The organism is Candidatus Nealsonbacteria bacterium, from assembly GCA_026016225.1.
Taxonomy (GTDB): Bacteria; Patescibacteriota; Minisyncoccia; order Minisyncoccales; family JANBVM01; genus Nealson33H.
In genome coordinates this window covers 631,569-652,924 of record CP061210.1, presented here as the reverse complement: position 1 = coordinate 652,924, position 21,356 = coordinate 631,569, and the positions used below count along the sequence as shown (strand labels likewise).

At 33.7% G+C, this 21,356-nt stretch carries 28 protein-coding genes and 1 tRNA gene; 22 read left to right on the top strand and 7 right to left on the bottom strand.

From position 1 onward, the window contains the following. Positions 1-24: 24 nt before the first annotated feature. The 4 genes from IB617_03640 to IB617_03625 all read left to right on the top strand — a co-directional run bounded on the left by IB617_03640 (position 25) and on the right by IB617_03625 (position 4,243). A complete protein-coding gene (locus tag IB617_03640; GenBank protein ID UZE93214.1) occupies positions 25-777 on the top strand; it encodes a ZIP family metal transporter in 753 nt (250 codons plus the stop codon). A 598-nt stretch (positions 778-1,375) separates the two neighbouring features. Continuing rightward, positions 1,376-3,361 carry a sodium-translocating pyrophosphatase gene (locus IB617_03635; protein ID UZE93213.1) on the top strand — a complete coding sequence of 662 codons (1,986 nt, stop codon included), beginning with the start codon at positions 1,376-1,378 and terminating at the stop codon, positions 3,359-3,361. Between the two features lie 109 nt (positions 3,362-3,470). Then, entirely contained in the window at positions 3,471-4,019 is a 549-nt protein-coding gene (locus IB617_03630) for an NUDIX hydrolase (GenBank protein UZE93212.1), read from the top strand. Between the two features lie 62 nt (positions 4,020-4,081). Next, positions 4,082-4,243, top strand: coding sequence for a hypothetical protein (locus tag IB617_03625; protein UZE93211.1), 162 nt, complete (start codon positions 4,082-4,084; stop codon positions 4,241-4,243). Positions 4,244-4,384: 141 nt separating this feature from the next. On the opposite strand, the gene IB617_03620 is transcribed toward IB617_03625, so the two are convergent. Continuing rightward, positions 4,385-4,678, bottom strand: a complete 294-nt coding sequence (locus IB617_03620) for a hypothetical protein (protein UZE93210.1) — start codon at positions 4,676-4,678, stop codon at positions 4,385-4,387. A 295-nt stretch (positions 4,679-4,973) separates the two neighbouring features. On the opposite strand from IB617_03620, the gene IB617_03615 reads away from it, so the two are divergent. Then, complete coding sequence (locus IB617_03615) at positions 4,974-5,321, top strand: hypothetical protein (protein ID UZE93209.1); 348 nt, start codon at positions 4,974-4,976, stop codon at positions 5,319-5,321. 8 nt (positions 5,322-5,329) lie between these two features. Beyond that, positions 5,330-5,560, top strand: a complete 231-nt coding sequence (locus IB617_03610; protein UZE93208.1) for a hypothetical protein — start codon at positions 5,330-5,332, stop codon at positions 5,558-5,560. A gap of 128 nt (positions 5,561-5,688) precedes the next feature. Here the strand turns inward: IB617_03610 and IB617_03605 are convergent, their stop codons facing one another. Continuing rightward, the gene (locus IB617_03605; GenBank protein ID UZE93207.1) at positions 5,689-5,985 is read right to left on the bottom strand and encodes a hypothetical protein; all 297 of its coding nucleotides are present in this window, start codon (positions 5,983-5,985) and stop codon (positions 5,689-5,691) included. Positions 5,986-6,122: 137 nt separating this feature from the next. After that, positions 6,123-6,479 carry a hypothetical protein gene (locus tag IB617_03600; protein UZE93206.1) on the bottom strand — a complete coding sequence of 119 codons (357 nt, stop codon included), beginning with the start codon at positions 6,477-6,479 and terminating at the stop codon, positions 6,123-6,125. A 112-nt stretch (positions 6,480-6,591) separates the two neighbouring features. Here IB617_03600 and IB617_03595 point away from each other — a divergent pair, with 112 nt between their 5' ends. Both IB617_03595 and IB617_03590 read left to right on the top strand, forming a co-directional pair. Further along, positions 6,592-7,482 (top strand): MBL fold metallo-hydrolase, encoded by an 891-nt coding sequence (locus tag IB617_03595; protein UZE93205.1) that lies wholly within the window; start codon positions 6,592-6,594, stop codon positions 7,480-7,482. Further along, on the top strand, positions 7,463-8,527 hold the full coding sequence (locus tag IB617_03590; GenBank protein ID UZE93204.1) for a nucleoside monophosphate kinase: 1,065 nt from the start codon (positions 7,463-7,465) through the stop codon (positions 8,525-8,527). Before IB617_03595 ends, IB617_03590 begins: the two co-directional genes overlap by 20 nt. A gap of 364 nt (positions 8,528-8,891) precedes the next feature. Here the strand turns inward: IB617_03590 and IB617_03585 are convergent, their stop codons facing one another. From IB617_03585 to IB617_03570, 4 genes are all read right to left on the bottom strand, one after another. Then, on the bottom strand, positions 8,892-9,401 hold the full coding sequence (locus tag IB617_03585) for a hypothetical protein (protein UZE93203.1): 510 nt from the start codon (positions 9,399-9,401) through the stop codon (positions 8,892-8,894). A gap of 356 nt (positions 9,402-9,757) precedes the next feature. Next, a complete protein-coding gene (locus tag IB617_03580) occupies positions 9,758-10,615 on the bottom strand; it encodes a hypothetical protein (protein ID UZE93202.1) in 858 nt (285 codons plus the stop codon). Positions 10,616-10,737: 122 nt separating this feature from the next. Then, positions 10,738-10,812: transfer RNA gene (locus IB617_03575), tRNA-Pro, on the bottom strand. 4 nt (positions 10,813-10,816) lie between these two features. Beyond that, positions 10,817-11,038, bottom strand: a complete 222-nt coding sequence (locus IB617_03570; protein UZE93201.1) for a 50S ribosomal protein L28 — start codon at positions 11,036-11,038, stop codon at positions 10,817-10,819. Positions 11,039-11,098: 60 nt separating this feature from the next. Here IB617_03570 and IB617_03565 point away from each other — a divergent pair, with 60 nt between their 5' ends. The 14 genes from IB617_03565 (at position 11,099) to rplP (ending at position 21,354) form a co-directional block, all read left to right on the top strand. Next, a complete protein-coding gene (locus IB617_03565; protein ID UZE93200.1) occupies positions 11,099-11,734 on the top strand; it encodes a site-2 protease family protein in 636 nt (211 codons plus the stop codon). A gap of 54 nt (positions 11,735-11,788) precedes the next feature. Beyond that, complete coding sequence (rpsL, locus tag IB617_03560) at positions 11,789-12,199, top strand: 30S ribosomal protein S12 (GenBank protein ID UZE93199.1); 411 nt, start codon at positions 11,789-11,791, stop codon at positions 12,197-12,199. A 12-nt stretch (positions 12,200-12,211) separates the two neighbouring features. Then, on the top strand, positions 12,212-12,682 hold the full coding sequence (gene rpsG, locus IB617_03555) for a 30S ribosomal protein S7 (protein UZE93198.1): 471 nt from the start codon (positions 12,212-12,214) through the stop codon (positions 12,680-12,682). A 9-nt stretch (positions 12,683-12,691) separates the two neighbouring features. Next, on the top strand, positions 12,692-14,794 hold the full coding sequence (gene fusA, locus IB617_03550; GenBank protein ID UZE93197.1) for an elongation factor G: 2,103 nt from the start codon (positions 12,692-12,694) through the stop codon (positions 14,792-14,794). A gap of 153 nt (positions 14,795-14,947) precedes the next feature. Further along, entirely contained in the window at positions 14,948-16,147 is a 1,200-nt protein-coding gene (gene tuf, locus IB617_03545; protein ID UZE93196.1) for an elongation factor Tu, read from the top strand. 71 nt (positions 16,148-16,218) lie between these two features. Continuing rightward, entirely contained in the window at positions 16,219-16,563 is a 345-nt protein-coding gene (rpsJ, locus tag IB617_03540; protein ID UZE93195.1) for a 30S ribosomal protein S10, read from the top strand. Positions 16,564-16,706: 143 nt separating this feature from the next. Continuing rightward, positions 16,707-17,303: a 50S ribosomal protein L3 gene (rplC, locus tag IB617_03535; protein ID UZE93542.1), complete on the top strand. Its 597-nt coding sequence runs from the start codon at positions 16,707-16,709 to the stop codon at positions 17,301-17,303. Then, entirely contained in the window at positions 17,303-17,941 is a 639-nt protein-coding gene (gene rplD / locus IB617_03530) for a 50S ribosomal protein L4 (protein ID UZE93543.1), read from the top strand. The genes rplC and rplD overlap by 1 nt, the downstream gene beginning before the upstream one ends. A 13-nt stretch (positions 17,942-17,954) precedes the next feature. Next, the gene (rplW, locus tag IB617_03525) at positions 17,955-18,374 is read left to right on the top strand and encodes a 50S ribosomal protein L23 (GenBank protein UZE93194.1); all 420 of its coding nucleotides are present in this window, start codon (positions 17,955-17,957) and stop codon (positions 18,372-18,374) included. A gap of 28 nt (positions 18,375-18,402) precedes the next feature. After that, the gene (gene rplB / locus IB617_03520) at positions 18,403-19,197 is read left to right on the top strand and encodes a 50S ribosomal protein L2 (protein ID UZE93193.1); all 795 of its coding nucleotides are present in this window, start codon (positions 18,403-18,405) and stop codon (positions 19,195-19,197) included. 1 nt (position 19,198) lies between these two features. Continuing rightward, positions 19,199-19,507, top strand: a complete 309-nt coding sequence (gene rpsS, locus IB617_03515) for a 30S ribosomal protein S19 (GenBank protein UZE93192.1) — start codon at positions 19,199-19,201, stop codon at positions 19,505-19,507. A 36-nt stretch (positions 19,508-19,543) separates the two neighbouring features. Next, positions 19,544-20,128 (top strand): 50S ribosomal protein L22, encoded by a 585-nt coding sequence (gene rplV / locus IB617_03510; protein ID UZE93191.1) that lies wholly within the window; start codon positions 19,544-19,546, stop codon positions 20,126-20,128. A 39-nt stretch (positions 20,129-20,167) separates the two neighbouring features. Continuing rightward, on the top strand, positions 20,168-20,833 hold the full coding sequence (gene rpsC / locus IB617_03505) for a 30S ribosomal protein S3 (protein UZE93190.1): 666 nt from the start codon (positions 20,168-20,170) through the stop codon (positions 20,831-20,833). A gap of 113 nt (positions 20,834-20,946) precedes the next feature. Next, positions 20,947-21,354 (top strand): 50S ribosomal protein L16, encoded by a 408-nt coding sequence (rplP, locus tag IB617_03500; GenBank protein UZE93541.1) that lies wholly within the window; start codon positions 20,947-20,949, stop codon positions 21,352-21,354. Positions 21,355-21,356: the final 2 nt, after the last annotated feature.

The following is a 21,356-nucleotide window of genomic DNA, read 5'->3' as shown; positions in this document are numbered from 1 at the left end:
TTGTGATATAATTAAGATGATAAAATGGCAGCTGTCTTTTTTTATATCATTCTCTGTACTTCTTTAATCAGTCTTATCGCCTTTATCGGAGCTTTAACCTTATTTTTAAAAGAAAGATTATTAGACCAACTCCTATTGGTTTTAGTGGCTTTTTCTGCCGGCGCCTTAATCGGAGGAGCTTTTCTTCATTTACTTCCAGAAGCAATTGAGCTCTTTGAACCAGACCAAATTTTGAATTTATTTTTATATTTGATTTTTGGATTTTGTACCTTTTTTGTTTTGGAAAACTTTATTAAGTGGCATCACCATCACGCCAGAGAGCACCCTAAGATAATGCCATTTTCTTATTTAATTTTATTTTCAGATGCCATACATAACTTTATTGATGGCTTAGTCATTGCAGCTTCTTTTGTCGCTTCATTTCAGCTGGGAGTAGTTACTTCTTTAGCAGTAGCTCTTCATGAAATTCCTCAAGAAATCGGAGACTTTGGAATTTTAATCTATGGAGGGTTTAAAAAAACAAGGGCTTTGTTTTTAAACTTTTTATCAGCTATTAGTGTAATTTTTGGTGGAATTATTGGGTTTTTACTTTCAGAAAGAATAGGAGAATCAATTGTTTTTTTATTACCCTTTGCTGCTGGGAATTTCATTTATATTGCTTCATCAGATTTAATCCCTGAGATTAAACAGCAGGAAAATGTTAAAAAATCAATAATCTATTTTACTGTCTTTTTATTTGGGATATCACTAATGTTGTTAATAAAAATTGTGTTATAATGAGAGCAGAGACTAAATCAGAAAAAAGATAACTAATATAATAAAGAAGAGAACTGTTAAAAATAAAGATTTGAAAGTTTTGAAAGATTAAAAAAAACCGATTTGAAAAATATCGGTTTTTGTTTTTAGATGATTTTGTATTTTCCTTTATATCTCAAATATTTAGTATAGAAGCTTCTTCTTGTTTCCCCTGGTGGATAATTTTAATCTTAGTCTTATATTCATTAGTAAAAACTATTAAGGTATGGAAGAAGAGGAACAAGGAAACAAGAACTTGGCTTGTCTGGACTTTAATACTTATAATTTTGACAATTTTTTTCTATCTTAAAATTTGTGCTTGTTTGACTATATGGATTTTCCTTGTTTTGGGATTCAGCACTTTTTTAATTCGGTGGTCTCTTTCCAGAAAAAAGGGAAAAGCGTATAATTTATACGAAGAAGAATAAACTTACTTGATAATTAAACAAAAATACAGAGGGTTGTCCTCTGTATTTTTTTATTTTTTAAAAATATTTCCTCTTGACAATAGTTTCAAAATCAATATCATTAATTAAATAAAATAGGAGATGAATCTGTTAAAAACAGATTTTTTAATAATATGGAAAACTTAATTTCAATTATTAGTTCTCTTTCCGCCATAGCTTTTGCAGTTTTTTTAATTCAAAAGATAAAACAAGCCTCTTCTGGTTCAGGTAAAATGATAGAGATATCTCAGGCCATTCGGGAAGGAGCTAAGGCTTTTTTGAAAAGGGAATTTAAGGTAATGGTTATAGTTTTGGCCTTGATTGCTTTAGGATTGGGATTGATGACCAAGAGTCCTTTAAAGGTTTTGGTTTTTTTGGGTGGGGCAGGAGTTTCTTATCTGGCAGGATATATAGGAATGATGGTTTCAACTCAAGCCAATGTTAGAACAACTGAAGCTACCAGGATTAGTTTTTCCAAGGGTTTCAAGATTGCTTTTTCGGCTGGAATGGTGATGGGATTTTTAGTAGTTGGCTTAGGGTTGTTAGGTATTAGCACACTTTGGTTTTTCTTTAAAGATGTTGAGCTTTTAATAAGTTTTGCTTTTGGTTCTTCTCTGACAGCTCTTTTTTTAAGAGTAGGAGGTGGGATTTTTACTAAGAGTGCTGATATAGGAGCAGATTTAGTTGGAAAGATTGAGATAGGAATTCCAGAAGATGATATTAGAAACCCGGCTGTAATTGCTGACCAGGTTGGTGATAATGTTGGGGATATTGCTGGTATGGGTTCGGACCTCTTTGAAACCTATGTTTCAGCAATTATAGCTTCTATGGTTATTGGTTGGAACATCTATGGAGTAAAGGGTGTTTCCTTACCAATAATTTTGGCCTCAGCAGGAATCTTAAGCTCACTTGTAGGCAGCTTTTTTATCAGGGTTTCCAAAAGGATAGAAAAAGCTGAATTTAATAAACAGATAGAAGAAATCCAAAAAGCTATGGGAAAAGGAATTTTAATAGCTAATGTCTTAATGGTTATTGCTGCTTATTTAATAATTTCTAAACTTTTTAATCAAATTAATCTTTTTTATAGTTTCTTACTGGGCTTGGGAGTTGGTTTCTTGATTGGCAAGGTTACTGAATATTATACCGCAGGAGATAAACCACCAGTTTTAAGCATTGCTAAAGCTTCTCAGACCGGAGCCTCAATCTTGATTATTGAAGGACTCTCAGTTGGAATTGAAAGTATCTTTTTACCGATTTTAGGAGTGGCAGTGGCTACGGTTTTGACATATTATTTAGGGGGTCTTTATGGAATTGCTATTGCCTCAATTGGAATTTTGGGAGTTTTGGGAATTAATCTTTCTGCTGATTGTTATGGTCCAATTGCTGATAATGCGGCTGGAATTTCTGAGATGGCTGGTTTACCAGAAGAAGTGCGTCAAAAAACAGAAGCCTTAGATGCTGTTGGTAATACTACTGCTGCTGCTGGAAAAGGATTTGCTATTGGCTCGGCTGGTTTAGTTGCCCTGGCTTGGTTAGCTGCTTTTTTTCAGGCTGCTCGCCTGGAAACAGTTAACCTTTCAAATCCTAAAGTAATGGCTGGACTTTTCATTGGAGCTATGCTTTCTTTTTTGTTTTCTTCTTTATTAATGAGGGGGGTGAGTAGGGGAGGCTTAAAAGTTGTTAAAGAAGTAAGAAGACAATTTAAAGAGATTCCTGGTTTGAGGGAGGGAAAGGTAAAACCTGATTATGGAAGATGTATTGACCTTGTTACTAAAATATCCCTAAAGGAGATGATTCTTCCTGGAATTTTAATCATTTTAGTTCCAATTTTAGCCGGACTTTTCTTAGGAGTAGAAGGTTTAGCTGGAATTTTAGCTGGAAGTTTAATCGCTGGCTTTCCACTTGCCCTCACTATGGCAAATGCCGGAGGAGCCTGGGATAATGCCAAAAAATATATTGAAGCTGGAAACTTAGGAGGTAAGGGGTCTGCTGCTCACCGGGCAGCAATAATTGGCGATACGGTAGGAGATCCTTTTAAAGATACTTCAGGTCCGGCAATAGATATTTTGATAAAATTAATTGGAAAAGTAGCCTTGATTTCTCTTCCTCTTTTTCTGTAATTCAATTTTAGTATGTTTTTGAGTTTCCCTGAAACCAAAATTAAAAGCCATTAAGGGCAGTTTTTTTTGACAAATTTTTGTTTTCGTTATTATCAGAAAAACTTGATTTATGAAAAAATCAAAAATTAAAATTACAAAGACTAAATCACTATACAAAGGAAATGAAATTTCTTTGAATAGGATTGACTGGAAATTCAAGGGAAAAGAAATGAGAAAAGAAGTAGTTATTTTCCCAAATACTGTTGCTGTTTTACCTTTAATTAAAAAAGATAAAGTAATTTTAGTTAAACAATATCGATTTCCAGCTAAAAAAGAACTGTGGGAAGTTCCAGCAGGTAAGTTAGATAAAGATGAGAAACCTGAAGAGGGAGCTAAAAGAGAATTAGAAGAAGAAACAGGATTTAAAACAGGCAAATTAGAAAAGATTGGAGAATTTTATGTATCTCCAGGTTATACCACAGAATATATGTATCTTTTTAGAGCTGATTTATTAAAAAAAGGAAATCAAGCTCTTGATAATGATGAAATTATAAATAATGTAAAGATTTTTGATTTAAAAGAGGTTTTAAAGATGATAAGAGATAAAAGAATAATTGACGTCAAAACTATCCTTGCTGTAAAATTAGAAGTACTTGACTATCATTTTTCCTTAAAATAAGGTAAACTAATTAAAATAGTCTAATATTAAAGGTCGCGTTTGGAAACTAAATTAAAATTATTATGGCAACAATAGCATATTGCGTAAAATGTAAAAAAAAGCAGACGATGGAAGATATGAAGGAAGTGACAATGAAGGGAAAGGGTGGAACTAAGAGAAGGGCTGCAAAAGGAAAATGTCCGAAATGTGGAACTACAATGTTTAGAATATTAGGAAAAGCATAGATTAGAGAATTTCCGGAAGTTTTCTAAAAACGCCAGCTTTTGAAAACTGGCGTTTTTCTTCTTATAAAAAATAAAAAAATATAAGTTTAGAAAAAGAGAAGAGGTGCTTGTGCACCCTTTTTCTTAAAAACTACATCATTATTATTTTTTTATATAATTCAGATAATTACATAGTACATTAGTTACTCCTACTTTTCTTTTAAAATATACCCTCCATACTATTTTTATTTCTTTCCAATTTACCACTGAAGTGAAATCTCCCTTCCATCCCTTTTTGGAAAGATATTTTACTAATTTCTGAGTGTCATCCTTGTTTTCTAACTCTATTACTTTAAATTCTTCTGTTATTAAATCCCCTGCAATTTTCTTAACCGAAGGACAATATCTTATGAAAAGTTCGATAATCGTTGAAACTACAGATTCAAGCTTCTCCATCTTTCTCACCTCCTTTATTTTTTTATTTATAATTTAATATACCATTTTATTTATAAATTATTGTTAGGCCTTTGTCAAAAGCGGCAATAATAAAAAAAAAGGTTTAAACAGCTATATTCCGTTTGAGATAGAGGTGAGGGTTTAAATACTTCTTGACAAATATTTTTTATGCTATAATGAGGATGTAGAAGTCGACTATGCGAGTAGTAGCCAAAACACTATGCGACTATTAAATCTTTTGTAAGAGAAGTCGCTTTTGTTTTTATTACTATTTTTAATCATTAATATCTCTCCTATGTTTGAAAAAGTTGAATTTAATAAATTAATTAACTATCAGGCACAACTTCCTGATTCTGTTCGGGTTCAGGTTGAAGAATCTAAAGATGGAGGATATTGGGTAAAAATATTAAATCTTGAGGGGTGTTTTACGCAAGCGGAAAACTCCGAAGAGTTATTTGTGATGGTCAATGACGCTATTTATACTTATTTCGGTATTCCTGAAAAATATATTCCTTATTTGCCTCGATATTTTCCTTCTGAGGAAATAAGAAAAAAGTTAGTCCAAGCTTGGAAAAAGGCTATACCAGCCGAATTTCTCCGAAGACCAATTCCATTTTTTCGAGGAGTCGTTTGTGTCCCTTAGCCAATTTTATGAATTTTTATTTTCCTTGTAAGAGAAAGGTAATGCTCAGTGGTTTAAGACAATTAGGGCTTGATATTCAAGAAGGAGGTAAGCACACTAAAGCCGAATGTAAAGAAAATGGCAAAAAAACTACTATTCCAAGAAAAAATGATATTAAAAGAGAAATAACGGATAGTATCTGCAAGTTTCTCCTTTCAAAAGATTTTGACGAAGAAAAAATATTAAATGTTTTAAAGTAAAAATAAAGCTCCCTTTAAAATTGAAACCAAAGTTTAAAAGCTTTGGTTTTTTGGCTTTAGGAATAAAAAAGGCAGGCTTATACTTTGCCTGCAAGACTTTATTCTACTTTTTACGGCAATACTTCACATTATAGTAACTTAAATAAGAGTAAAGAATACATGGCAGATATAATCAAGCCACATACTAAAAAAAATCCCAGTATAAAGTCCCTTTCTTTGTTAAGTGCACAACCGGTTAATATTAAACCTATTCCTAAAATCCCTAGTACAATTGTAAGGAAAAGGTTCGCAGAGTAGATTTCAAGCCCATAACACAATGACATTAATCCAAATATATATATCAATATCCCCAGATAATTTCTTTCTTCCCTTATCAAAGAATATTTCACCTTTTTTAATTTTCTATCTTGTTTATAGACTATCATTAGACTTCTGTCAAAGGAAACACAACTAAAATTTTCGGTCAGCCAGAGCACAGTTAATTCAAAGTTTAGACAACTATGCTCCTTTCAGGATAGCAGTGAGGGTGTAAAAAAAGAGAGTAAGTTATTACCCTCATTGTTTATAAATTCAGATTACTTTTCTTTAAAAGAGCATCTCTAACTTTATAAACATTTGTTGGAAAGTCACAATTAGGACACAAGAAAGGTTCACGCGTAATGTTTAAATGACCACATGTTACTTTTCTAATGAACCTCGTAGCACAGAAAGGACATCTTACGCCTTCAAAGAATGTGCTTATTGCTCCTGGTTTAAAGGTCAGGTTTAGGTCTGGTAAACCTCTTGCTACAACTTCAAATCTTTTCCTTGATAACTTTATTAAATCTCCTTTCTTATTAGGCAACGGTGGTATTTCTGGAGGATTTTCCTTATCCTCTTCTGCTTTTATTTTAAACGATTCCAATCTTTCCTCACCCATTCTGTCTTATTTAAAATAATATATAATGTAACTACCTATTTCTAACATATCTTTATATTTTTGTCAAAGATTATTGTTGAAGTAAATAATCAAATTGTTTATAGTGTAAAAAATGATAGAGAAAGACAAAAAACTTATTTTCTGGATTCTGGTTACTTTATTCTGTGTTAATATTTTTGCCTGGTCTGTAGTTTATGATTTAAACAAACCTCAATTTCTTGAGGTTAGTTTCTTTGATGTAGGACAAGGTGATGCTATTTTTATTGAAACCCCAAATAATTATCAAATTTTAATTGACGGAGGTCCGACCTCCGCTGTTTTGGAAAAATTAGGTAAAGAAATGCCTTTTTGGGATAGAACTATTGATTTGATTGTTTTGACTCATCCTGAGCATGACCATATCGCAGGTTTGCTTGAGGTTTTAAAGAGATATAAAGTAGATTTTATTTTATGGAGTGGTGTGTTAAAGGATACTGGAGAGTATAAAGAATGGAAAAAATTAATTGAGGACGAAGATGTTAAAACAAAGATAGCTAAAATAGGTCAGAAGATACTAACTCCAAAAATCTTTTTTGATGTCTTACATCCTTTTGAGGATTTAGAAGGTAAAGAAGTTAAGAATACTAACAATACTTCAATTGCACTTCGATTGGTCTTTAATAATAATTCTTTTATCTTTACCGGAGACCTTTACAAATCAATAGAGAAAAAACTTGTGGATAGGGGATTATATCTTAATTCTGATATTTTAAAGGTTGGTCATCATGGAAGTAAGACTTCTACTTCGGAAAAATTTTTGGAAGAAGTGAATCCTGAAATAGCTGTAATTTCTGTTGGTAAAGAAAACAGTTATGGGCACCCCCATCCAGAAGTTTTGGATATTTTAGATAAATATGATATAAAAGTTTTAAGAACCGACAGAGACGGAGATATAAAGATTTTCTCTGATGGAGAAAATTTAAAAATCCTAAACCCTAAATACTATGGAATTTCCTCTTTTTAAAACAAAAATTAAAGGCTTTGAAAAAAAATTTAATTTAATAAACCTCAGGGAGAGAAAAAAATATTTTAAAGCCAAAGCAGGAAAAGAGATAGAAAAATTAAAAGAGTATTTGAAAGAAAATACTTTTGTTGCTTATTTGTTAGGTAAGAAAAACTCAGGTAAGGGAACTTATTCAAAGATGTTTGCAGAAATTATTGGGCCTGAAAAGATAGAGCACTTTTCCATTGGAGATATGATTAGAAAAATAGACGGAGAATTAACAGATAAAAAAAAGAGAGAAGGATTCTTTGATTTTTTAAAAAGAAATTATCGGGGCAGGATTTCAATTAAAGAAATAATATCCCTTTTAGAAAACAGGAGCACAAAAGTTCTTTTACCTACAGAATTGATTTTAACTTTGGTTAAAAGAGAGATGGAAAGAATGGAAAAGAAAACTCTTTTTGTGGATGGTTTTCCAAGGGATTTAGACCAGATAGATTTTTCTTTGTTTTTCAGAGACTTGGTTGGTCATCGAGATGACCCGGACGTTTTTATTTTAATTGATGTTCCTGAAAAAGTAATTGATGAAAGAATTAGATGGAGAAGGATTTGTCCGGTTTGCCAGACTTCGAGAAACTTAAAGCTACTTCCAACCTCAGAAGCTGGATTTGATGAAAAAAGCAATGAATTTTATTTAATTTGCGACAATCCCAGGTGTAAAAAAGCTAAAATGATTTTAAAAGAAGGAGACGAGTTGGGGATTGCACCTATAAAAAAAAGATTAATTATGGATGATAAATTAATTAGACAATCTTTTTCTCTCTATGGAATTCCAAAGGTTTTATTGAGAAATTCGGTACCTGTTAAGGAAGCTGCAAATTTTGTTGATGATTATGAAATAACCCCAGAATATATTTTTGAATGGGATAAAAAGATAAAAAAAGTAAAAATAAAAGAGAAACCATGGGTAGTGACAGATGATGAAGGTGTCTCTTCTTATAGTTTATTACCTCCACCGGTAGTTGTTTCTTTGATAAAACAATTGGTTGATGTTTTCAATATTTAAGTTAAGAAGCTAAAAAGTTAGGAAAGTTGACAAAGGGGTGCAGGAAGCATAAAATAAAATAGCCCTGCTTTTTCTGGTTAAATCTGGTATAAGCTTTTAGAGGGAGTTCGAAATGAATGTGTCCCGTGGGACACATCTTAGACACCCACTTGGATTTTTCCAGATTAGCTTTTCCAGAGTAAAGCAGGGCTCTAAAAAACGCCGCATTGCGGTGTTTTTTGGTTTTAGGGTGTGTTTTCAATAAATAAAAAAAAGCGAGCATTGATTTTCTCTCTTTCTATAATAAATTTTGTTAGATAATTAACTTCTTTTTCCAACCCACAATTCTTTATGGGCTCGAAAAGAGAGGGGGAAAGGGAGAGGATTATTTTTTACCTTGCAGAAGGAGCATTTCGCACATTTTATCTAACGATGAAAGGTTAGACTTCAACATGCATACTCTTGCAAGTAACTCCATTTCTGGATGAGGAGGATATCCACACCCTACATCACCAGCCACTCTGAATGCTTCTCGATATTCCTCTTGTGGAGAGCTTATTCGCTTAAGCCGTTTGTGTTCCTCCCTAGCCAACTTTCCTCCAAGCTTCTTATATTCTTCGAATGAAACTAGGTTTATTCCACGAATTGGGATTTCCTCTGACTCGACTAAATCAAGCCAATCTACTGAAAACCAGCGCCCTGGTAGCTCTTGTAGTTCTATAATTTGATTAATCTTTCTAATTCCTCGTTTTCTAAAGTTAAGTGTTTGTGTTTCCACTTGTTTTACTATATAATCCCGGTTAACCTTTATTTTTTCATCAATTAATGTTGCGTTTTTCTTAAACCTTACCTTCTCCCCCAATATTATTGCTTTGCTATTATCTATTATTTTCATTTTTACATCACCCGAGCTGGCCACCAGAATTTGATGAACAATTCGGGTGATGCAAATTCCCTTCCCCATATTTTTTCAAAGAACTATCTTATTCTTACACCTCTACTATACACCCATACTTTAATTTTGTCAAGAGCAAAAGACCGGTTTTTCGTAAAAATGCTCCTTTTACAAAAACAACAAAAAAACACCGATTTTTACGGCGTCCAATAAAGATTTTTGAAAAACTTTCTTTTCCTTGCCCGCGCTTCGCGCGGGCAAAGCGAAACGGCGGTTAGGCGTTTCGCTGAAAATAGGTTCGCGCTAAGTTTAGAATACCCGAGAATTTCTATCTCTGTAATTAATCTTAGTTGTTTTTATAGAAGAAAATTTAATACAGCGTCTAACTTATTTTTAGGAAAAATGTGTTCAGGCTTTAGTTCTACCATATTAAGGTTATACTGTTGAGCCAATCGCCTTTTTTCTTTCATTAGTTCTGTGTATCGTACGTGTTCTTTTCCAATTCCGAAAAATTCTATAAAATAGTTACCTACTAAAAAATCACATGTTAGACGGGGATTCCCTGGATAGGCAACATTAATTTTGTGCTTTAAGTTGTTTTTAGAAAGCCAATCATCAACAATTTTTTCCGATAGAGAATCGCACACATGTCCATCTTCTGCTTTGTGCTTTCTTGCAAATACTACTGGATTAGGTACGAAGCCTGCTGATTCTATTGCTTTATTCCAAGAACCGAACCGATCTCGAGCAGCATTATAATGAGAGAACTCTTTTTTGACAGGAATCCTTCTATATTTTTTATAGAACCCTTTAATTTTATCACAGATTTCTTCTTTGCTTATAATTTGGGCTTTATTTTTGCATTTTATCGAGCAATATTTCTTTCCGCCGACAAAATCTTTTTCACAATAGAGACATTTTCTTTTTATTGCCTGTCTTTTTGGAAATTTAGAATTGTTGACCGACACGGCACAAGAAAGAGAACAAAAGATGCTGCCTGATTTTGATTTTTTAAATTCGTGGAATTTACGAGACACCCTCTTGTTACATTTTGGATTACCGCAAATTTTTTCTACTCTTTTAATCTTAGACTTATTTTGACATTCTTGAGAGCAATACTGATTCCAACTTTTCTTTATTGCTTCGTTGTATCTTCCCAATTCTCGCTGGAATTCCGTTTTACAATAAGAGCACTTAACAATAACTTTACTCATAGATTTTATTTTGCCCCGCCCAGGCGGGGCAAAAGAACTTGCCCCTCCGCCAGTTGGCGGAAGGGATACCCCGTCCCTTTAGGGCGGGGTAGTTCATTTTTTAGCGTCTCTAAATAAAAGTGTCGGGCTGGCCGGCTCTGCCCCGGCGGCCTCTCGCGCCCCATGCGAGCGCGCTAACTAAACTGCGCTACAGCCCGAAAATTATTTTATCTTTCCCAGGGTTTTGATACATTTTGTGCAGGCTAAAATCCTTTTTCCTGCAAAGCTTTTAAATTTTTTCCTTTTTGTTCCACCAGGAACCCGGACCCATTGCAAATTAGGGTACCTTCTTTTTTTAGTGCTTGGATTATACTTTCCTCGAAGTTTAATTAGTTTTCTAAACTTTTGCGAGGTTTTTCCGCAGATTTGACATTGCTTTGCCATAGTAGTCACATTTTACCAAAAATTTTTATTTTTGTAAATTATCTGGTATAGTTATCTAATATGGAATTTTTATTTCTGGTATCTCTTATATTACAAATTATTATTTTGATTTTTTCTATTGTTATTCATGAGGTTTCTCATGGAGCTATGGCAGATTACTTAGGCGATCCAACAGCAAAATACGCCGGTCGTCTTACTTTGAATCCTTCAAAACATTTAGATCTAATTGGTTCAGTTATTGTACCGCTTTTTTTAATTCTTACCACAGGCAGAGGTTTTGGTTGGGCAAAACCTGTACCAATTAATCCTTATAATTTTCGAGACCAAAAATATGGTTCCCTTAAAGTAGCTTTAGCTGGACCAGGAGTAAATTTAGCTGTGGCTTTAGTTTTTGGTTTAATTCTTCGCTTTTCTTTAGGCTTCATTCCTAGTAGTCTTGCTTCAATTTTTTCTTCTATTATTTATTTAAATATAATTTTAGGTGTATTTAACTTATTACCCATTCCGCCTTTGGATGGTTCACATGTTCTTTTTACTTTCTTGCCTTATTCAATGCAGAAAATAAAAATATTTCTAACTCAATTTGGTTTTTTCATTTTGATTTTTCTTATTTTCTTTTTCCCATGGTTCTTTCAATTTTTAATTTATATTGTTAATTGGATTTTTACTATAATTGTTGGTGCTCCACTTTTTTAAACAGAAAAGTGTTGACTTCCTTTTTAGTTTGTGTTAATCTTTTCAATTATTACTATGCCAACTATTCATCAATTAATTAAAAAGGGAAGAAAAAAGATTAAAAAACGCAAAAAAGCGTCTGTTTTTAAATTTACCTTTAATGTTTTGAAAAATAGAAGATCAAGACATCCATCTCCTTTTAAAAGAGGAGTTTGTATTAAGGTTTTTACTATGACTCCAAAGAAGCCTCACTCAGCTTTAAGAAAAGTAGCCAGGGTTCGTTTAAGCAATGGACAGGAACTGACTGCTTATATTCCCGGAGAAGGTCACGATTTACAAGAGCATTCGGTAGTCTTAATTAGGGGGGCAAAAATAAAGGATTTACCGGGAGTAAACTACAAGGTGGTTAGAGGAGTGTTAGATGCAGGAGGTGTTGAGGGAAGAAAACAGGAACGCTCCAAGTACGGCACGAAGAAAGAGAAATAACCATTTAATACCATGGCTCGACAAAAGAAAGCAAAAAAAAGAATAATTGAACCTGACTTCGTTTATAATAATGTTACTGTTGCTAAATTAATTAATTATATAATGAGGAAAGGTAAAAAAACTGTTGCCAGAAAGATTGTTTATGGCGCCTTTGATATTTTAAAAGAAAAAACAAAAAAAGACCCAATAGATGTTTTTGAGGTAGCTATTAAGAATACAAGTCCATTCTTAGAGGTGAAGCCAAGGCGGATTGGTGGTGCTACTTATCAGATTCCAAGAGAAGTGAGAGGAGATAGAAAATTAGTTTTGGCTATGCGCTGGATAATTCAGGCAGCAAAATCAAAGAAGGGGAAACCAATGAAGGAGAAATTGGCCGAAGAATTGCTTGCAGCTGCCAATAATACAGGTTGGGCAGTAAAAAAGAAAGAAGATACACATAGAATGGCAGAAGCTAATAGAGCTTTTGCTCATTTTTCATGGTGAGGAAGTGATATGAGACAATATCCGCTTGAAAAATATAGAAACATAGGTATTATTGCTCACATCGATGCCGGTAAAACAACAACTACCGAGCGGATTTTGTTTTATACCGGCATGACTCATAAAATTGGAAGCGTTGATAAGGGCACCACTATTACTGACTGGATGGCTCAAGAAAGGGAAAGAGGAATTACAATTACTTCGGCTGCCATTACCTGTTTTTGGCTACCTGACGATTTAAAAGAAAAAGAAGATAAAGAGTATAAAATAAATATTATTGATACGCCCGGACATATTGACTTTACGGCTGAAGTTCAAAGGTCTTTACGCGTTCTTGATGGGGGAGTTGTTGTTTTTGATGGAGTGGCGGGAGTGGAGCCTCAATCAGAAACTGTTTGGCGTCAGGCAGATAAATTTAATGTTCCAAGAATCTGCTTTATAAATAAATTAGACCGAATGGGAGCTGATTTTGAAAAAAGTTTAGAATCAATCTGGAAAAAACTATCTCCCAAGGCAGTCGCTCTTCAATTACCGATTGGTTTGGAAGAAAAATATGAGGGGGTTATTGATTTGTTAAAAATGAAAGCTGTCAAATTTGAAGGTGAGTCTGGGGAGAACATAAGAGAAATTGATATCCCTTCTAATTTATTAAAAAAAGCCAAAGAGTGGAGAAAAAAATTGATAGAGAAAATTGTTGCTGAAGATGAAAAACTTTTAGAAAAGTATTTAAACAAAGAAGAAATTTCTATTGATGAGTTAAGAGAAGCTTTGAGAAAAGCCACCATAGAATATAAATTAATTCCGGTATTCTGCGGTTCGGCTTTGAAAAATAAAGGAGTTCAACCTCTTTTAGATGGAGTAATTTATTATTTACCCAGTCCCCTTGACATTCCGTTAGTTAAGGGCACTGACCCAAAGTCTGGTAAAGTTATTGAAAGAAAAAGTGATGATTCAGAGCCATTTTCTGCTTTAGTTTTCAAGGTTGCTACAGATCCTTATGTTGGTACTTTAAGCTATTTCAGGGTTTATTCAGGACAATTAAAAAAAGGTTCTTATGTTTTCAATACTACTACCGGAGAGAAAGAAAGGATAGGTAGAATTTTGAGGATGCTCGCTGATAAAAGAGAAGATATTGACGAAGTGTCAGCCGGAGACATTGCTTCTACGGTTGGTTTAAAAAATAGTTCTACAGGTCATACACTTTGTGACCAAGAGCATCCCATTGTTTTAGAAAAAATTATTTTTCCTGAACCTGTAATTTCTATTAGAATTGAACCTAAGAATAAGATTGATGAAGAAAAAATGAATTTAGCTTTAAAAAAGTTATCTGGAGAAGACCCTACTTTTACAATAAAGGGAGATGTAGAAACAGGTGAAACAATTATCTCTGGTATGGGTGAGCTACATTTAGAGGTTATTGTTGATAGAATGAAAAGAGAATTTAAGATTGAAGGAAATATTGGTAAACCCCAGGTCGCTTTTAAAGAAACAATAAAAAAGATAGCTGAAGCTGAAGGTAAATACATTAGGCAGTCTGGAGGTAGAGGTCAGTATGGACATGTTTGGCTGAAGTTAGAGCCTAAAAAAAGAGGAGAAGGTTTTGAGTTTATTGATAAGATTAAAGGAGGAATTATACCGAAAGAATATATTCCTGCTGTTGGGAAGGGAGTGAAAGAAGCCATGGAAAAAGGAATATTGGCTGGTTATCCTCTGGTTGACTTTTCTGCTACTCTTTATGATGGTTCTTTCCATGAAGTTGATTCTTCCGAATTTGCCTTTAAGATTGCAGCTTCCATGGCGCTTCAAGCAGCTGCAAAGAAAGCAGAACTTGTTTTATTAGAACCAATAATGAAGTTGGAAGTAGTGATTCCTTCTGAATTTTTTGGCGATGTTATCGGAGATTTATCGGCTCGAAGAGGAAAAATTAAAGAAACAAAAGATAGGTTAAATCTCAAGATTATTGATGCAGAGGTTCCCTTAACTGAAATGTTTGGTTATGCCACTACCTTAAGAAGCTTGACGGAAGGAAGGGGAACATTTACAATGGAATTTGATTGTTATAACGAAGTGCCACAGAACATTGCTCAGGATATTATTGAAGGAAAGAAGAAATAGTTTATAATAAAGTGGTGCGGGGTTGACTTATTTTTTAAAATTAAATAAAATAACAAATATAAATAAAATTTCTTGAAGCTTGAAGCCTGAAACCTGAGACCTGAATTCTATAATTATGTTCCATGTTCCATGTTCCATGTTTCATGATTTATTATGGCAGAAAAAGAAAAATTTGTAAGAACAAAACCTCACGTCAATATAGGTACCATTGGCCATGTTGCTCATGGAAAGACTACTACTACCGCAGCCATTCTTCACATCAGCAGACTTAAGGGTCTGAGTGCAACAAACTGGGGAGTAGACGAACTAAACGCCGCTCCAGAGGAAAAAGCCAGGGGCTTGACTATTTCTGTTTCTCATGTTGAGTATGAGTCAGAAAAACGTCACTATGCTTTAATTGATTGCCCTGGACACGCTGACTATATTAAGAACATGATTACGGGGGCTGCTCAAATGGATGGGGCAATTTTGGTTGTTTCAGCCGTTGATGGTGCAATGCCTCAGACAAGAGAACATATACTCTTAGCCAGGCAGGTTGGTCTTCCCTCTATAGTGGTTTTTATTAATAAATGCGATGTTGTTGATGACCCTGAGATTATTGATTTGGTTGAGTCAGAATTAAGGGAGCTTTTGAAAAAATATGAGTTTCCAGGAGATGAAATTCCAATAATTAGAGGTTCCGCTTTAAAGGCTTTAGATGTAAAATCCTTAGAAGATGAGGCTGTAAAACCAATTTTAGAGCTGATTAAGGCTGTTGATGATTATATTCCAGAACCTTCCAGAGAAACAGATAAACCATTTTTAATGGCAATTGAAGATGTTTTCTCAATTGCTGGTCGTGGAACAGTAACTACAGGTAGAATTGAGAGAGGAATTGTAAAACCCAACGAAGAAGTGGAATTAATTGGTATAAAACCCACCGTGAAAACAACAGCAGTTTCAATTGAAATGTTTAATAAAATTTTAGATGAAGGTAGGGCAGGAGATAATGTTGGAGTTTTATTAAGGGGAATAAAAAAGGAAGAGGTTGAGAGAGGCCAGGTATTAGCTAAACCAGGAAGTATTACTCCTCACAGTGAATTTGATGGTCAGGTTTACATTTTGACTAAAGAAGAAGGAGGAAGACATACCCCTTTCTTTACAGGTTATAAACCTCAGTTTTACTTCAGAACTACCGATGTTACTGGAGAGGTTTCATTATCTGAAGGAACGGAGATGGTTATGCCGGGTGATACTGTAAATCTAAAAATTAAATTAATGGCTCCTATTGCAATGGAAGAGAAACAAAGATTTGCTATTAGAGAAGGTGGGAAAACAGTGGGAGCAGGAGTGGTAACGAAAATAGCGAAGTAAATAAATGATAGAGTGATTAGATTGTAAGACCACTCTTTGCGAGCGAACATTCCAACAGTAAATTTTTAAAGATGCCAAAGAAAAAAACAGTAGCAACCGAACAAGAAGCTAAACCAAAACTCCGTATTAAATTATGGGCTTATGACCATAAAGTAATTGATAGTTCTGCCAAACAAATTGTTGAAGTAGTAATCCGTTTTGGAACAAAAGTTTCAGGACCCGTTCCTTTACCTACTGAAATTCATAAATATACTGTCAATAGGTCTACTTTTATCCATAAAGATAGCAGGGAACAGTTTGAAATTAGAGTTCATAAGAGATTGATTGATGTTTTAGAACCTAATGCTAAAGTGATTGACGCTTTGAGGGACTTGAATCTACCCACAGGAGTGAATATCGAGATAAAGATGCGATAGTAATATTTTTTAATTAAAATTAATGTTAAAAGTAAATCTTATAAATTTATAAATTAAATTCAAATAGCTAAAGGTTTAAAGCCGGGCTATGCCCGGCTTTAAATTAACAGACAAGTTAAAATAAAATTCGCAGTTAATTCACCATTATGAAATTTATATTAGGTTTAAAAGTAGGAATGTCCCAGATTTTTGATGAACAAGGTAATCAAGTTCCTTTAACAGTGATTGAGTCGGGCATATGTAAGGTATTGCAGATTAAAACAAAAGAACGAGACGGATACACAGCTATTCAAATTGGGTTTAAAAAATTAAAAGATAAAAAGCTTAAAAAAACACAAAAGCAAAAACCCTTTAAATACTTAAGAGAATTTAGAGGAGATATTTCAGAGTATGAGACAGGACAAGAATTTGATGTCTCGATTTTTAAAGAAGGGGATATTGTTAAGGTTTCCGGGATTTCAAAAGGAAAAGGTTTTGCAGGAGTGGTGAAAAAATGGGGGTTCCATGGAAGACCAAGAACCCGGGGAACAAAACATGAGCACAGGACTATAGGTTCTGTAGGTGCTTCAATGCCTCCAAGAGTGCTGAAAGGAAAAAAAATGCCTGGAAGAATGGGAAGTGAAAGAGTCACAATTAAAAATCTAAAGATACTTAAAGTTGACCCGGAAAATAATTTATTAATGATAAAAGGAGCGGTTCCTGGAAGAAAGGGAACCCTTTTGGAATTAGTTAAAGATTAATTATTATGAAATATGAAGTTTTAGACCAAAGAGGTAAGAAAGTTGGAGAAGAATTATTACCAGAAGAATTTTTTGGCGTAAAAATTAATACTGATTTAATTTACCAGGTTGTTACATCTCAAATGGCAAATAGAAGAAGAGTGATAGCACATACAAAAGGTAGAGGTGAAGTAAGAGGAGGAGGGAGGAAGCCCTGGCGCCAAAAGGGATTGGGGAGAGCAAGACATGGTTCAATCAGGTCTCCTATCTGGACAGGAGGAGGAGTGACTTTCGGTCCAACAAAAGAAAAAAAGTTTAAGAAAAAAATTCCAAAAAAAATGAAAAGGTCAGCTCTTTTTATGCTGTTATCTGAAAAGGCAAAAAGGAAATTGATAGTATTGATTGATGAGCTAAAAATAGAACAACCAAAAACAAAACAAGCAGCTCAAATTTTAGAAAGGCTTCCTTCTAAAAAAGAAAGTGCTCTGGTTGCTCTACCTGCAGTCGACAAAAAAATAATTTTGGCTGTAAGGAACATTCCCCGCGTAGAAACTATAGAGGCAAAGAATTTGAATTGTTTAGATTTAGCCTCTTTTAAATATTTAATTATGCCAGTCGAAAGTGTAAAAATAATAAAAGAAACATTTTTAAAAAAATAATTAATTACATTCTATGGATTTACGAGATTTATTCAAAAAGAAAAAACCCTTATCTGAAAAAAAAGAAGTAAAAGAGACCATTGAGGAGCCAAAGGAAATTAAAAAAAAGACAGAGAAAATTTTAAAAAGAAAAAAGAAAAAGACTGATACTAAATTAGCAGTTACTATTCTAAAAGCCCCTCATATTACAGAAAAAGCAACAGATTTGACGAAAAAAAACCAATATACTTTTAAGGTCTTTTTAGATTCTAATAAAACTGAAATTAAAAAAGCAGTTAAACAATTATACGGTGTTGATGTTTTAAGTGTTAAGATTATAAAAATTCCTAAAAAAAGAAGAAGATTAGGTAAGACTTCAGGATGGACAAAAGCTTACAAAAAAGCAATTGTAAAAATAAAAGAAGGACAAAAGATTGGAGAACTAACCCCCTAATTATTTATATATCTTTTTGAAATTTATTATGAAAAAAACAGTATCATTAAGAAAGTTATTAAGTAAGAAAAAGCCGGAAAAAAAACTACTTTCGCCTTTAAAGAAAAAAGGGGGCAGGAGTAGTTCAGGCAGGATAAGTGTTCGCCATAGAGGAGGAGGCGTTAAAAGACTTTACAGGATTTTGGATTTTGGTCAAGAAAAGTTAGACATTAAAGGAAAGGTTTTAGCTTTAGAATATGACCCAAACCGGACTGCTTTTATAGCTTTAATTACTTATGAAGATGGCGATAAAAGATATGTTTTAGCTCCTGTTGGTCTTAAGGAATCAGATGAGATAATTTGTTCTGAGAAAGCTAAGGTAAAAATCGGCAATAGAATGAGATTAAAGAATATTCCTTCAGGAAGCGGTGTTTATAATATTGAATTAGAGGTGGGTAGAGGAGGAAAAATAGTAAGGTCAGCTGGAACATCTGCTAAGATTTTGGTTCACGAAGGACGTTATACTCATTTGAAGATGCCTTCAGGAGAAATCAGAAAGGTTTTTAAAGATTGTTTTGCTTCAATAGGTCAGGTTTCAAATCCCAAAAAGCGTTTTGAAAAAATAGGAAAAGCAGGTAGGAGAAGATTGAGGGGTTGGCGGCCAGCTGTCAGAGGAACGGCTATGAACCCGGTAGACCATCCGCATGGAGGAGGGTCTGGAAAGAGTCCGATTGGAATGAAGCATCCAAAAACACCCTGGGGAAAACCGGCTCTCGGAGTTAGAACCAGAAGAAAAAAATGGACAGATAAATTAATAATTAAAAGAAGAAGAAAGAGAAAATAATATGGCTAGAAGTCTTAAAAAAGGTCCATATATTGACCCAAAGTTAATGAAGAAAATAGAGAGATTAAAAGGTAATAAAAAAGAACCCATCAGAACATGGAGAAGAAATTGTGTTATTAGTCCGGAAATGGTTGGTTTTACTTTTCTTGTCCATAACGGAAAAGAATTTATTTCTGTGAAGGTTGAAGAAGCTATGGTTGGACATAAACTTGGTGAATTTTCTCCAACCACTAAGTTTTTAAGGCATGGTGGAAAAATGCAAAGAGACTTAGAAAAGAAGGGAGTTCGAAAAGAAACAGGAAAGAAGTAAAACATAAGAACATACAGGCATTAAATAAGGCAAATTATGATTTCAAGTGCTAAACTACGTTATTTAAGGATTGCTCCTCGAAAAGTAAGATTAGTAGCTGATTTGATTCGGGGAGAAAAGGTTGAGGAAGCTCAAACTATTTTGAATTTCACTCAGAAAAGAGCTGCCTTGCCAATATTGAAACTTCTTAATCAAGCCTTAGCCAATGCTAAAGATAGAAACTTGAAACTGGATAAAAAAAATATTTATGTTTCCAAAATTTTTGTTGACGGAGGTCCAAGTTATAAAAGAACTTTTCCTCGGGCGAGAGGAAAGGCAGATATAATCCTTAAGAGAACATCTCATATAACAATTGTTTTAGAGGAGGTTGAGAAAAAAGTTGTCAAGAAAAAATTAAAATTGGCAGGGGAAAAACCCTCCTTTATCAAAACTACGAAGGAAGAGAAAAAAACCGTTAAGATTGAAAAAGATAGAAAGAAAGAAACATTAAAGGCAGAGGAATCAAGAGAGATAAAAGAAAAAATGAAAAAAAGATTAAAAACAGAAAAAATTAGAACAAAAAGAATTAGACCAAAAAGAGAAAGAGGGATAAAAAGATTTTTTAGGCGAAAAGCCATATAGCCTTTCACTTCGTAAAAAGAATTTAGAATTTAAATTATTATGTCACACAAGGTTCACCCAAAAGCATTCAGAATAAGGGAAATAAAAGATTGGGATTCTCGCGGATTTTACGAAAAAAATTTCGCTTCCTATTTAAAGGAAGATTTTGAGATTAGAGAATTTATCAAAAAGAAGATTAAAAAGTTTGGGTTGGGTAAGATTGAAATTGAGAGGTCTCCCGGTAAGATAAATATTATAATTTTTACTGCTAGGCCGGGATTAGTAATAGGTCGGGCAGGAGAAGGTGTTGAAAGATTAATAAAAGAATTAAGGCAAAAGATTTTAAAAACAAAAGCTCCCTATAACAAAAGAGGAGGCATAAAGTTAGATTCAAAGATTGAAATTAGAGAAATTAAAAACATATGGCTTTCTGCTCTTTTAGTTGCTCAGTTGATGGCTGCTCAAATTGAAAAAAGAATGCCCTATCGAAGAGTTTTGAAAAAGACCTTAAGTAAGATTATGAGTCAAAAAGGAGCGAAAGGAGCAAGACTTGAAGTTGCAGGTAGATTAAATGGAATCTCTATTGCAAGAAGAGAATGGCTGCAAAAAGGTTTGCTTCCGAGACAAACCTTGAGAGCTGATATTGACTATGCTCGAGATACAGCTTTTTGTAGTTACGGAGCCGTAGGGATAAAAGTTTGGATATATAAAGGAGAAAAATTCTAAATCCAAAACATGTTTATAATATTTGAATTTAGAGTTACAAACCAGTCGCTTTGCTTCCTGTAATTGCGGAGCAATTAAAAGATATTTGAATTTAGGATTTTAATATCATGGCTATATTAGGACCAAAAAAACTTAAATATAAAAAGCGGTTTAAAGGAAGATCAAAAGGCATTTCAACACGGGGAACCGAACTTAGTTTTGGTTCTTATGGGTTGAAATCTTTAGGAACTCATTGGCTTACTGTTAGACAAATTGAAGCTGCCAGAAGAACAATTATGAGATATTTAAAAAAAGGCGGGAAGTTATGGATTAGAGTTTTCCCGGATAAACCTGTGACATCGAAAGGGACAGAATTTACGATGGGCGGCGGAAAAGGCTCTTTTTCTCATTATGTCTTTCCAATAAAACCAGGAAGAGTTATCTTTGAATTAGAAGGGGTAAAAGAGGAAGTAGCAAAGGAAGCTTTGAGAAGAGCCTCAGATAAATTACCAATTAAAACTAAATTTATTACTCGAAGATAAAA